This is a genomic window from Myxococcus sp. AB036A, from assembly GCF_006547355.1.
GTDB lineage: Bacteria > Myxococcota > Myxococcia > Myxococcales > Myxococcaceae > Myxococcus > Myxococcus virescens.
The window spans coordinates 16860-29468 of the sequence record NZ_VHLC01000042.1; the positions used below are offsets into that span (position 1 = coordinate 16860).

The 12609-nt window shown below is 66.6% G+C and carries 10 protein-coding genes; 2 read left to right on the plus strand and 8 right to left on the minus strand.

Annotation, left to right across the window (positions count from 1 at the left end):
• Positions 1-12: 12 nt before the first annotated feature.
• From FL344_RS18345 to FL344_RS18375, 8 genes are all read right to left on the minus strand, one after another.
• Positions 13-1266, minus strand: a complete 1254-nt coding sequence (locus tag FL344_RS18345; protein ID WP_141619444.1) for a TolC family protein — start codon at positions 1264-1266, stop codon at positions 13-15.
• Positions 1263-4409, minus strand: coding sequence for an efflux RND transporter permease subunit (locus FL344_RS18350; RefSeq protein ID WP_141619445.1), 3147 nt, complete (start codon positions 4407-4409; stop codon positions 1263-1265). The genes FL344_RS18345 and FL344_RS18350 overlap by 4 nt, the downstream gene beginning before the upstream one ends.
• A 13-nt stretch (positions 4410-4422) precedes the next feature.
• On the minus strand, positions 4423-5835 hold the full coding sequence (locus tag FL344_RS18355) for an efflux RND transporter periplasmic adaptor subunit (RefSeq protein WP_228565165.1): 1413 nt from the start codon (positions 5833-5835) through the stop codon (positions 4423-4425).
• Positions 5836-6544: 709 nt separating this feature from the next.
• The gene (locus tag FL344_RS18360; RefSeq protein ID WP_141619447.1) at positions 6545-6883 is read right to left on the minus strand and encodes a hypothetical protein; all 339 of its coding nucleotides are present in this window, start codon (positions 6881-6883) and stop codon (positions 6545-6547) included.
• Positions 6880-7284 (minus strand): metalloregulator ArsR/SmtB family transcription factor, encoded by a 405-nt coding sequence (locus FL344_RS18365; RefSeq protein ID WP_228565166.1) that lies wholly within the window; start codon positions 7282-7284, stop codon positions 6880-6882. The genes FL344_RS18360 and FL344_RS18365 overlap by 4 nt, the downstream gene beginning before the upstream one ends.
• Positions 7285-7348: 64 nt before the next feature.
• The gene (locus FL344_RS39175; RefSeq protein WP_228565167.1) at positions 7349-7774 is read right to left on the minus strand and encodes a hypothetical protein; all 426 of its coding nucleotides are present in this window, start codon (positions 7772-7774) and stop codon (positions 7349-7351) included.
• Positions 7775-7776: 2 nt separating this feature from the next.
• The gene (locus tag FL344_RS18370; RefSeq protein WP_141619449.1) at positions 7777-8667 is read right to left on the minus strand and encodes a sterol desaturase family protein; all 891 of its coding nucleotides are present in this window, start codon (positions 8665-8667) and stop codon (positions 7777-7779) included.
• 47 nt (positions 8668-8714) lie between these two features.
• On the minus strand, positions 8715-9332 hold the full coding sequence (locus FL344_RS18375) for a helix-turn-helix domain-containing protein (RefSeq protein WP_194863152.1): 618 nt from the start codon (positions 9330-9332) through the stop codon (positions 8715-8717).
• A gap of 675 nt (positions 9333-10007) precedes the next feature.
• Between FL344_RS18375 and FL344_RS18380 the strand changes: the two genes are divergently transcribed.
• Positions 10008-10622, plus strand: coding sequence for an RDD family protein (locus FL344_RS18380; RefSeq protein WP_141619451.1), 615 nt, complete (start codon positions 10008-10010; stop codon positions 10620-10622).
• Positions 10623-10677: 55 nt separating this feature from the next.
• The gene (locus tag FL344_RS18385; RefSeq protein WP_141619452.1) at positions 10678-12555 is read left to right on the plus strand and encodes a HEAT repeat domain-containing protein; all 1878 of its coding nucleotides are present in this window, start codon (positions 10678-10680) and stop codon (positions 12553-12555) included.
• Positions 12556-12609 lie beyond the last annotated feature (54 nt).

The window sequence follows — 12609 nt, forward strand, 5'->3', positions numbered from 1 at the left end:
GCGCGGTACTCGTCACTGCGACAGTCCATCCATTCCGGCGCCTGAGGCGCGTGCCAGTTCCGCCCGGGCGCTGATGAACTCCTCCATCGCTTCGAGGTAGCCGCGCCGGGCTTCGAGGGCTGCCTGCCGGACGAGGAGCAGTTCGAGGAAGTCCACCTTCCCCGCGGCGTAAGCCTCGTTGATGAGTTGGAGGTTCTCCTGAGAGGCCTCCCGCACCTCACCGGCCAAGGCCGCCGCAGAGGCGCTCGCTGCGCTCAGGCGCGCTGCCGCCAACTGCACCTCCTGGCGCACGGAGCGCTCGGCAGCGCCCAACGCGGTCTCTGCTTGGGCAATCCTCGCTGTAGCCTCACCGCGGGCGGCCTGGTTGCGGTTGAAGATGGGGATATCGAAGGCGAGGACGCCCTGAAGTATTTGGTCGCCCTCCTCACGGCTGTAGCCCGCGCCGAGCCGCAAGGAGGGGAAGGCCGCACGTGTGGCGAGCTTCCGCTCGGCGCGCGCCGCTTCAAGTTCCTTGCGGGCTGCGATGAGCTCCGGCCTGCGGCTGGATGCCTGTTGCACCAGGGAGTCCAGGTAAGCAGTGTCAGGCGAGGGTGCTGGGGAAGGCAGTTCTCCCAAGAGGCGCAAGTCCTCCCCCGGGGGGAGGGCGAGCAGGGCGCGCACCACTGAGAGGGCCACTGACAGCTCCTGCGCTGCCCGTCGTGCTTCCGCCTGGGAGCGCCCCGCCTCGATGCGTGCGGCATTTACCTCGATGCGAGTGGCGTCCCCCGCCTCCAGGCGCGATTGGGCGGTGGTGAGCGATTGGGCTGCCAACTGGGCGGCTTCCTCGGAGAGAACGCGGCGCCGCTCGGCAACGAGGGCTCGCCCGAAAGCCTCACGCACCGCCGCAGCCACCTCTAGCCGGCGAGCTGAGAGTCGCGCCTGGGCGGCCTCCATAGCGGCCCTGGCGGCCGCGTTCCGCGCGCCCTGTTGGCCGGCAACCTCAAAGGACTGGGTGAGCTGCACGTTTACGTCCGTCGTCTCCTGTGTGCCCCGCCTAGGGCCAACGGCTGCGGACAGTTCCGGGTTGGCCTGGAGGAAGAGCGTGGCTTGCGCCAAGCGCGCCTGCGCGGCCTCAACCTCGGCATGCTGCAGTCGCACGTCCGCATTAGCTTGCAGGGCACGGGAGACGGCCTCCTCCTCAGTCATTCCCCTCTCGGCCGCACCCGCATGCGCTGGCAGCAGCAGCGCCAGGGCCCAAGCCCACCTCCGTATAGAGCGCAGCCTCATGACTCGCCCTCCGCCATGCGGAGGCGCTTGGGCAGTACGGCTTGGGCCTCCTCAGCCTCGTGTATGTCCACCCTGTCCCTGCCGGTGAGCCGCGCGAAGAGAGGGTAGAGGACAGGCAGCACGATAAGCGTGAGGAGGGTCGAGGAGATGATGCCGCCGATGACGACGGTGGCGAGCGGCCGCTGCACCTCGCTGCCGATACCCGTGGCGAGAGCCATAGGGACGAAGCCCAAGCCTGCGACTGCGCCTGTCATGAGGACGGGCCTCAGTCGTGAGAGTGCCGCTTCGCGCACCGCCTGATGCATGCCCTCACCCGCCTCCAACAGTTGACGGACGCGGGAGACGAACACCATGTCTCCCAGCATGGCGATGCCCGTGAGGGCGATGAAGCCCACGGCGGCGGAGATGGAGAATGGCAAGCCCCGGAGGAGGAGGGCAAGGACGCCGCCCACCATGGCGAAGGGGACGCCAGTGACGAGCGGCCGGAGGCTCTCGGCTACGTTACGGTAGGTGAGGTAGAGGAGCCCGAAGACAAGCGCGAGGGCCAGGGGCACCACGAGAAAGAGGCGCAGCCGGGCGCGCTCGAGGTTCTCAAATTGCCCGCCGAAGCGGAGGAAGTAGCCGGGGGGAAGCTCCACGCTCTTCTCGATGGCGGCCTGCGCTTCCTTGACGAAACCGCCCAAGTCGCGTCCTCGCACGTTTACCTGCACCACCACGCGCCTCTTGCCCCATTCGCGCTGAATGGTGGTGGGACCGGAGACAGTCTTCAGGGTGGCTAGGCGGCCGAGTGGTACCCTTTCACCGGAAGGGGCGGTGACGAGGACAGAGGACACCTTCTCCTCGTCACGGAACTCCTCCGAGAGGCGCACGGCCAAATCGAAGCGGCGCTCGCCTTCGCGCACCTCACCCACCTTGCGCACGCCCATGGCCTCCACGACGTCGAGCACCGCACGGGCCGGAATGCCGTAGCGGGAGATGGCTGCGCGGTCAACCTGCACCTCCAGCACCGGTTGACCTGTTACCTGCTCAAGGGTGACGTCGGCGGCGCCGGGAAGAGTACGCGCCACTCTCTCAATCTCTTGGGCCTTGGCTTTCAGCACGTCCAGGTCGTCCCCGAAGAGTTTGATGCCCAAGTCGCTCCGGACGCCGGCAATCATCTCGTTGACGCGCATCTCAATCGGCTGGAGGAAACTCATCCGCATGCCGGGCATGCCCTCGAGTTCTTCCTGCATAAGGTGCACGAGCTCCTCTTGCGTCCTGGCGCGCATCCAGTCCTCACGAGGCTTAAGGGTGACGAAAAGGTCGGACAGTTCGGGCCCCATCGGGTCGGTCGCCACCTCTGGGGTGCCAGTGCGCGTCCACACGCGTGCCACCTCGTCGGGAAATTTCTCAAGGAGAGCCTTCTCTAGTTGGCCGCCGTAGCGCGCCGACTCAGTGAGGGACACCTCGGCAAGTCGCACCGTGTTCACGACGATGGTGCCCTCCGACAGCTTCGGTACGAATTCGCTGCCCAACTGTGTAGCGGAAAGGGTCGTCACCAGGAGGATACCCAGCGCTCCACCGAGGACGGCCTTCGGATGCCCCGTTGCCCAGTCAAGAACGGGCGTGTAGACGCGCTTGAGCCACCGCACCAAGCGCGGCTCGTGGTGCGCTCCGTGAGCTCCCTTCTTCAGGGCGAAGGAGGCCAGTACGGGCATCACCGTCATGGACACCAGTACGCTGCCGAGCAGCGCGAAGATGACGGTGAGGGCCATGGGGCGGAACAGCTTTCCTTCCACACCCTCAAGGGCGAGGATGGGAAGGTAGACAACCATGATGATGAGCTCGCCGAAGAGAGTGGGCTTGCGCACCTCCACCGCGGCGTCGCGCACCACGTCGAGGATGCTGCGCCCCTTCGTGTCCTCAGCCAGGTGCTTCTCGGCGTTTTCCACCATGATGACGGACGAGTCGACGATAAGGCCGAAGTCGATGGCTCCGAGCGACATGAGCGTCCCGGCGATGCCGAAGCGCAGCATGGCGTTGGAGGCAAACAGCATGGAGAGTGGGATGGCGGAGGCTACGATGAGGCCAGCGCGCACGTTGCCCAGGAAGAGGAAGAGGACGGCGATGACGAGCAGCGCGCCCTCAAGAAGGCTCTTCTTCACCGTGTCCAGCACGTGGTCGACCAGTTCGGTGCGCTCGTAGACGGGCGTTACCTCCACGCCCTTAGGCAGACTCTTCTTCACCTCCTCAAGGCGCGTGGCGAGCGCCCGCGTCACGGTGTCGGAGTTTTCGCCCATCAGCATGAAGCCAAGGCCCAGCAGAGCCTCCCCTTTGCCGTCCGCCGTGACGACGGCGCGCCGCACCTCATGGCCCACCTCCACCCGGCCGATGTCACGCACCCTCACCGGAACACCTTGGTGGGCCGCCAGCACGACGTCCTCGATGGACTTGCCCCCCTCCAACACGCCTACACCAAGGACGAGACGGGCAGCACCGCCCCGCTCAAGGACGCCCCCGCCCACATTCGCGTTGTTGCGCTCAAGCGCTTCGTACACATCCCCGAGGGACAGGTCATACTTCTGCAGGCGGCGCGGCTCGACGACGACGTGCCACTGTTTCTCGTTGCCACCCCATGCATTTACCTCGGCGACGCCGGGGACGCTCCTCAGCTGGGGCGCAATCACCCAGTCATGCAACGTGCGCAGCTCCTCAAGGGACTGTCCCTCCCCCTTCACCAGGTAATGGAATACCTCGCCGAGGCCCGTGGCGACGGGCCCGAGTGAGGGCTTTTCGATGCCCTCGGGCACCTCGACGCGGCCCATGCGCTCGGCCACCTGCTGGCGTGCAAACCAGATGTCTGTCTCATCGGAGAAGCGCAGCGTCACCTGGGAGAGGCCGAACTTGGAGATGGAGCGCATCTCCTCCAGGTGCGGTAGGCCTGCGAGCGCCTGCTCAAGGGGGACGGTGAGTTGCCGCTCCACCTCGACGGGTGAGAGAGAGGGAGCCACCGTGTTGACCGTCACCTGTGTGGGCGTGGTGTCGGGGTAAGCGTCGAGCGGAAGGGCTCGGAAGGAGATGGTGCCTGCGATGATGAGGGCGAGCACGCCCAGGAGCACCATGAAGCGGTGGTGCAGGGACCAGTCGACGATGCGTGTCAGCATGTGCGTGCCCTTTTCAGTCGTCCACGCAGCCGGCGCCGATGGAGTCTTTGAGGATTTCTGTCTTGAGGAGAAAGGCGCCCGTGGTGACAACCTCCACACCAGCCGTCAGTCCATTGAAGACGGGCACGGCCTCACCGACGGGGGAGCCGAGCTCGACCGCGACGGGCTTGAAGACCCCAGGCCCCGTGCGTACGAAGGCGAGCTTTCGCCCCTCGGCTTCCTGAATGGCGTCGCGCGGCAGCAGGACGGCCTCCCTCTCGCCTCCTGTCTGGATTCGAGCCCGCAGGTAGTGGCCCGCCTTGAACGCACCGTCCGGATTGGCCACGTCTACTCGCACCCGCACCGTGCGCGTTTCCCTGTCCACCGAGGCGGCAACCCGACTCACCTTTGCCTCCACCAGAGGGTGGCCTCCCCCATCCAGGAAGAGGGTGACGGGTTGGCCGGGATGCACCTGTGAGGCAGCCTCCTCCGGCACGTCGAGAATGGCCCAAAGGGTGGACATGTCCGCCACCTCGATGAGCGTCTCGTCGGACGAGGCAGTCTTGCCGACTACCGCGGTGCGGGACACCACGACGCCCGCGAAGGGCGCCGTCAGTGTGTAGCGGCCCTCGCTGCCACCTGTGCCAGCGCCGGCGGCCTTCAGGCTCGCCATGGCGCCCTGGTACTCACCCTGGGCCTCCGCAAGGGCAGCCTGCGCCTCCTCTACCTCCCTGCGAGAGCTGATGCCCCGCGAGGCGAGCCCTTCCTCTCGCTGGAGGGCTGCGCGCGCTGCTTCCACGCGCGCCCGGGCAGCGGACAGCTTGCCTTGTGACTCACCCACCCCTGCGGACATGAGTACCACCAACGACTCGCCCGTCTTCACCCTGTCGCCGATGTCCACCTTCACCTCGGCGACTAGGGCCTCCCCACGCGCGGACAGCTGCGCGAGGCGGTTGTGGTTGAAGTCCATCTGTCCCACTACCTCGAGCGAGGGGGCGAAGCGCTGGGAGGCGGCGCGCGTCGTCTCAAGGCCGACCTTCTTCTCAAGCTCGGGCGAGGCAAGCTTCACTTCCATGTCCGGCGGAGGGAAGACGGGAGGGGCGTGGCCTGCGGCCTTCACCACCTCCGGGTTGCAATAGGGGCACACCGACTCGGGGAAGCCGTGCTCGCGGCAGAAGTCGCCTGCATCGATGAACTTCGCGATGAGCTGCGGCTTGCACTTGGTGCACTTGGCCTCTGGGACGCCGTGCTCTCCACACCACGCCTCATGGGGAACAGTTGCATGAGCCTCTCCGGCCGCGGGGCCTTGCGTAGAGGCGAAAGTGAGATTGGGGTTGCACTTGAAGCAGTGGGACTCAGGGACGTCGTGCGAGCTGCACCAGTCACCTTTCTCCTTGAAGACCTCCGCAATCTCCGGGCTGCACTGCGTGCACAACTCCGCGGGCACACCGTGCTGGCACAGCTTGGGGCCTGCGGCAGTACGGGACGAAGGGGGTGGCTTGACCTCTTGGGTGGCAACTGCCGTGGTGGCCTGTGTCTTCGATGCGGGCGCCTCAGCCTCTGTCGCGGGTACCTCTCCCTTCGTACAGCCAACTGCCAGCGAAAGGAGGAGGGCCGCGCCCATCAAGTGTCTGTGCTGGGGCTTCACTTGACGCCCTCCTTCGCAAGCTTCGGATTGCAAATAGCGCACTGAGACTCGGGACGTTGGTGCTCCTCACACCAGTCGCCCTTCGCCTTGAAGACGGCTTGAAGCTTAAGTGTGCAGCGCGTGCACAGCGTCTTCTTCACCCCGTGCTCGCATTTGGCAGCGGCAGCGGGCTTTGTCTGAGGGGCCGATTCCTCCGCGAGGGCAGGCAGGGCCAGGGAGGAAAGAGTGAGGAGGGTAGAAAGCGTCAGGGAGCGGGAGGTGGACATGGGTAACTCCGGGCAGCGGGCCGCTTCGAGGAGGAATCCCTCCAGGAATGGGCCCACGGCGTGAGGTGTGGGGAGATGCGGACCCTTTACGCGCCCGACGAGGCAGACCGCGCCTAGAGAGGTACGCGCGGCGTCCGCTCGTGTGGCTTACGATGCGAGAGGGGGGGCGCGTCCGCGCAAGGCCACAGCAAAGTGCGGCAGCACTGCCAGGGCACACCTCTCTCGCGAGCGTTTCGGGGGGGCTACGCTTTGGGCGGCTGGAACAGCCCTTCGCTCACCGGGGCTGCGAGGGCTTGCGGTACCCGCAGCGGCGCGTCGAAGGAGGGGCGTGCTTCAACGAGGATGGCCGATGCCGCCGGCATGACAGCCGGAGGACACTTGGCGCACGGGCCCACGGGGCAGCCTGGCGGGCACTCATTGTCCTCGAGCGAGCCTGCGCAGTCCGTGGCGCACTCCGGCTCCTCGAAGCCCAGCGCGGCAAGCACGTAGCGAGGAGAACCGGAGTAGGTGAGTGCCAACAGCACCACAAAGAGGATGCGCCCGAGGGCGATGATGCGCTGCAGGGGGCGGGCGCCCTTCATGCTGCCTCCCTGCCCTCAAGCTGCCTGACGGCGTCGTGGATGAGTCCCTTCGCCCAAGTGCTGGCGAGGGAGTAGTACACGAGCTTGCCAGCGGCCCGGTACCTCACCAGCCCCATGTGTCGCAGTTGCTGAAGCTGCCTCGAGGTGGTGGCCATGGAGCGCCCAACCAAGTGGGCCAAGTCGCAGACGCATAGCTCCGAAAGTGAGAGCGCGTGGAGCAGCCGCAGACGGGTTGGGTCTGCAAAGGCGCCGAGCAGTTCCGCCGCCTGCTGGGCCGCGTCGACGCTCAGCAGTTGGGGTTGGACAGCCGCCACCTTCGCTTCGTCGACGAAGTCCACCTGACAGGCGTCGGCGGAGAGCGGAGTCGTCTCCTGGGGGGCTCGTGGTCGCCTCGTCTTCACGTTTGCGTATATAAGCAAATGACGCACTCGGGTCAACCCTCCACGCGCCTTGTACCGCCCGCCCTCACCTCCGGAGTACGGAGAGCATCGTGAGCAGCAGCCTGCTCCAGGCGGAGAGAATCGCCGCGGTACTGAGAACTGCGATGCCAGCGGCCGCCCGTTGGCCCCACGAGCCGCCGAGCACAAATGCATTAATGCCGAAGCCGCGAAGGAGGTACGGACTCACGTTCGTCCAGCCCCCGAAGGCGAGAAGCCAGGCTGTCCACGGCGAGGCCGTTTCGGGCCACCGGCTCATCATGAACGCGGCTCCCTGCTGCATGAAACTGAGCATGAGCCAGTCGAGGTGCGTAGCGAGCAGTGACTTCATGTTCACCCTTGTGGCCACCCCCTTGCCCCAAGGCTGAAGTGGCACGAGCATGAACATGCCCAGCAGAGACGAGGCGAAGACTTGGAGTCCCCCGTTGAAGGCCAGTAGCGCGACCGGGTCCACGCTCAGGCTTCCTTGCTGCCTTGAAAGGGCTTGAGGAGCTGTGCCCAGTAGCCCTCCGGGAAGTTCGGCTCCTTGGCGATGCCGAGATCATCCGAAGAGAACCGTTTCTCTGGCGTGTAGGACCACGTGCCCAGCAGGTAGTCCCAGAAGTTGGTGAAGAAACCGAAGTTGACGTCACCGACGCCTGCCCACTTGAGGTGATGGAAGCGGTGCCCTGCATTGAGTGCCAGCAAGTACTTCAGCGGCCCCACCGTGTAGTCCGCGTTCGAGTGCTGCATGAGGAGCTGCACGCACGAGAGTGCGGCGAGCGCTGCGGCGATGCTCGAGGGCAGTCCGATGAGAAGGAGTGGCGCCACCCCGACCATCATCTCCAACGCCTGGTGAAGAGGGTGCTTCATCAGCCCATTGAAGCCGTAGAAGCGCTTTACGGAGTGATGCACGGCGTGGAGTTGCCAGAGAGCGGGCACGCGGTGGCTCAGCCAGTGCGTCAGGGTGACGCCGAAGTCGAACACCAGCACCGCGAGGAGTATCTGGAGAACGAACGGCCATTCATGTGGCCATGCGTCGCGCACGGTTACCAAGCCTGAAAGAAGCGGCAGCGCGAGAATGGACAGGATATTGGAGGCTTCGTTGACGACGAAGTGAACGAGATCTCGCCCGACATCCCCGTGAGGACGATTCCAGTCTGGCTCGTAGGGGATGGCGCGCTCAGCAAGGAATGACACTCCGATGGCTGCCATGAGGAGCCCGCCAAGCCACAATTTTGAGGCGCCGCCGTGGACAAGGGCCAGGGCTGCACCGTTGATACCGAGGAGCATGAAGAGCGGGTAGCCCACACGCAGTAGCTGGCGCGCCAAGTGCGTGGGAGGGGCTTCAAAGGAAGTCGTCAGCATGGGAGGATGGTGGCATTGCCGCATCGCCGCTGACTTGGAAGAACTGGCTACTTTGTTGGTGCGAACGGCTGCTCGATGACCCACTCGATGCTCCGCGCCACCTCCGAGGGGGCAAGACCGAACATTCGGCGGAACGCATTGCTGAGGTGCGAGCTGTCCGTGAAGCCCGCGACGTGAGCGGCTTGCGTGAGAGTCGCGCCGTCCTGGAACGCCTCCGTCGCCCGACGGAGGCGAAGCCAAAGGATGTAGGGACGCAGTGGGATGCCAACGCTGGTAGAGAAAAGATGTCCTAAGCGCCCTGCGGACAGCCCTACCTCCTGTGCGAGCGCGCCCTGGCTCACGTCTCCCGCTTCGATGCGCCCCGGGAGGAGCGTAACGAGGCGCTTTATCGCAGGGTGCACTGCGCCGGGGGAATCCGCCTCGCCTACCAATCGCATCAGCGATTCTTCCACAAGTCGCACCCAGTCATCCGTACGCAACAGTTCGGCCGGAAGCGGCACACGAAGTAGAGGCGTCCCCGCCTGAACCCACTCTGCTGATGCCTTGCCAACCTTGAGCTGCCGTAACCTGCGGCCCACGAGGCCGTCCGGGTCCACGAAGACCAGCAACGCACGCGCCGCCCCGTGCTCAATGCGATGAGCGGTGTCCGGAGGAATGACGGCCACCGTCCCCTCCGAGCGGCGTCCACGTGCATCGACGAGCGCGAGGCGTCCCTCCGCCGCGCGAACGAGCTGGAACGCGTGGTGCGAATGCTCTTGAGTTGGGCCAACAGCTCCCAGGTACGTGAGCCAGCGCGGGCCTACCATCGCGCGGCCTAGCCATCTCTGTTCACGAGGCACCCCCGCCTTCTACCAGGACTGGTGCTTCAGGACAGGAGGTACGCGTTTCGAGCTACGCGTGGTGGGCCCGCGGCCGGCTGCGGCGCACTAGGAGAGTGGCCAGGGGGAACTCCGCGCCCCGTTCGGCATCCGGAACAAAGTCGGACCGCACCCTTGGTTATTCTGCCGCTGTTCCGTCGGCACAAAAGTTCGCCGGCCCGTGAGTGCCCCGCTCACTCGTCTTGACGCACGCGTGACGCAGCGACCAAGGTTGGTCACACTCCACCCGCTGGATGAAGGATTCCTCTTCGGCGGAGCAGCTCTGGAGCAGTGCTCTCCACCGACTCGCTCCTCACGAGAGGCGGCGGCATCGGGCGTCGAGGTAACCAGTGGGTGGCAAGAAGGCTGCTTTGATGGTCGAGTAGACTGAACCTGTTGGGTTGCATTTGTATGTTCAAGCAGGAATTTCCCACTGAAGGAACTTGCTGCCTTGGGGCGGGCCTAGCTGTGCTGCGGCCCTCCATGTCCGACTTCCGCGAGGCCCTTGAATCGATTTCGGAGTCCCCATGCTCCGAGCATCCTGGCTTCTCCACCGCCCTGGCCTATACTCGTTGCGGCACCTTCATCTGTGCCTTCTGTGCCTCGTCCCAGGCGGGCCTGTGCTTCCGGTGCCTTCATGCGGCTCTGGAGCTGGCGACGCGCAGGGCCCGGCTCGCAGCAAGCCTTGTTGACGGTGCCGCGCTCCTGCTCCCGCCCCTGTTCCTGGGCGTCCTCCGGTGCCTGGCGCTGCCGGGTGAGCCGGCGATGAAGGCTCCAGTCGTCTACGTCCCGGCGCTCCTCGCGTTGCTCGTGCAGGCGAGCCTGATTCGCGGCACTGGGGCGAGCCTCGGCAAGAGGCTCTTGGGAATTCGAGTCGTCCGGAGCGACGGCCGTCCGGCTGGGGTGTGGCGCATTGCCCTGCTGAGGAACGCGCTCCCGATTGCGCTCTGCAGCTACTGTGGCTGGTTCGGCCTCGTGGACGCCCTCTTCATCGTTGGAGAGGACCGGCGGTGTCTCCACGACTGGGTGGCCGGCACTCGTGTCGTGAAGGCCCCTCGAGCGCCGCGCTCGCTCGCTGCGCGGTTCGTGACTGGCTGATGCGTTTGTTTCGGAGTCCCTTCACGACAGCGAGGGGAGAATGAGAGGCGATGACATGGAGGGAAAGGTGACGTCCGGGCGCCCCCGCTGGTTGGCCGGGCTCGTGTGCGTGGTGGTGGCGCTGTCCATGGGGTGTTCCCGGCCGTGGAAGCGGGAAGACACCAGGACGTGGGAGGGCTGCTGCGAGGGGACTGACGCGTGCCTTGCGCTGCTGCAGGAACTCCAAGGCCCCGACACCGGGGAGAAGTGGCTGCCGCCGGAGCAGGCGTGTGCGGCCTGGAAACTGGGGCGCGAGGGAGAGGACGTCGTCCCTCGGCTGGTTCCGCTGCTTCGGCATTCGGACCGTCGCGTGCGCGGCGGTGCAGCCCAGGCGCTGGCGAAGATGGAGGGGAAGGCCACGGGCGCCGTGCCTGCGCTCATCGAGGCGTATGAGCGGGAGCCCGGTGGGCTGGTACTGCACGCGCTCGCCTCACTCGACGACGAGCGAGCAGCGCCAGCCATTGTGCGCCACCTCCTGGAGTCGCCCACGTCGGTCCTGGAGCACCTCGGTCCGACATTGGCCCCAGTGCTGTTGGACGTGCTGGCGAACCCGGAGTCGAGCTGGGAGGCGCTGGTGCTGGTGCGCCACGTCCTCACCCGGCGCGCCTCCATGTACACGGGGACCTTCGTCCCGCGCCTGCGGACGCTCCTCGCGCGGGAGCTGGAGGAGCCCACTCTGCGGCGCCCACCAGGGACGCATTGCCCGTCGGCGCCTGCGCCAAGCTGCGAGGCGGTTTTCGACGCATGCACCCCGCGAGCGGCCTACGTGGCGTCCGTGCTGGCGGCCCACGCGCGCCAAGGGGCGAAGGGGGAGCCCGAGGCGTTGCAGGCGCTACAGCGGGCGGACGTGCGCCTCACACCCGTGGCGTTGCAGGCGCTGGTGGCCTTTGAAAGGCCTGCTGCGGTGCCGGGCGTCCTTGAGCAGCTCGCCGTGCCTGAATGCCGTGCCCGGGCCCTTGCGAGCCTCGTGTCCCTGGGGGGCGTGGCGCGGCCAGCCGCGACGGAGCCGCTGCTGCAGCTGCTGGCCACGGGGAAGGAGGGCTGGGAGCGCGCGCGGGCGGCGGAGGCCCTTGGACGCGTGGGAGACGCAGCCGCACTCGAGCCGCTGCGCCAGGCGGTGTACGCGCCGCACAGCGAAGTCCAGGCCGCGGCGGTCTATGCGCTGGGCAGCTACTCCTTCCATGCGCATGCGGAGGAGCTGGTGCCGCTGTTCCAGCAGGTGGTGGCGACGCACGCCTCTCCAGTGGCGCGGAGCCACGCGAGGTTGGCTCTGGAGGGACTCTCCGGGCAGGAGGTGCAGCCCGCGGAGTCCATCGACTGCGCCCGCCTCATTCCAATTCCAGGACGCAGCGGGGAGTGGACGCTGCGGGAGGGGCACACCTCTGTCCAGTTGCATTGGGACAAGCCGAAGGCGCTCCCACCAGGGAGTCCGTGTGCAGCCGTGCCTGGAGGGGACTCCGCCTCCGTCCTCGAAGCTATGGGCGAGGCCTGCCTCGTCGGGTGGGACGACGGGGAATTTGGGGGCACGCTGGAGGTGCATGAGGCCGGGCGGGTGACGGTGCTGGAGGAGCCCCAGGCAAATCCCCTGCATGTCGTGCGGATGCACGGCGCCCTCGTGGTGGTGGAGGGCCTCGCGCACATGTTTGGCGGCGCGGGGAGCCTGGTGCGTGTCGAAGCGTCCGAGGGGCGGTGGCGAGCCATCCCTTGGGTGACGCTCCCGGGCGCGCCGATGGCATACGCGCTGGACGGGGCGGGAGACCTCGTGGTGGGGACGACGGACCAGCGACTCGACGCCATCGTGTGTGGCCGGGTTGGTGCGTTCACACCCGCCCACGTGGTGCGCGTCACGGGGGATGGGCGCCTGGCCCCCATCGCGCCGGACACACGGCCATGACGCCACCTTGCGGGAATGGGCGCCCTCCTGGGGCAGGAGGGGGCCTGACGCGGG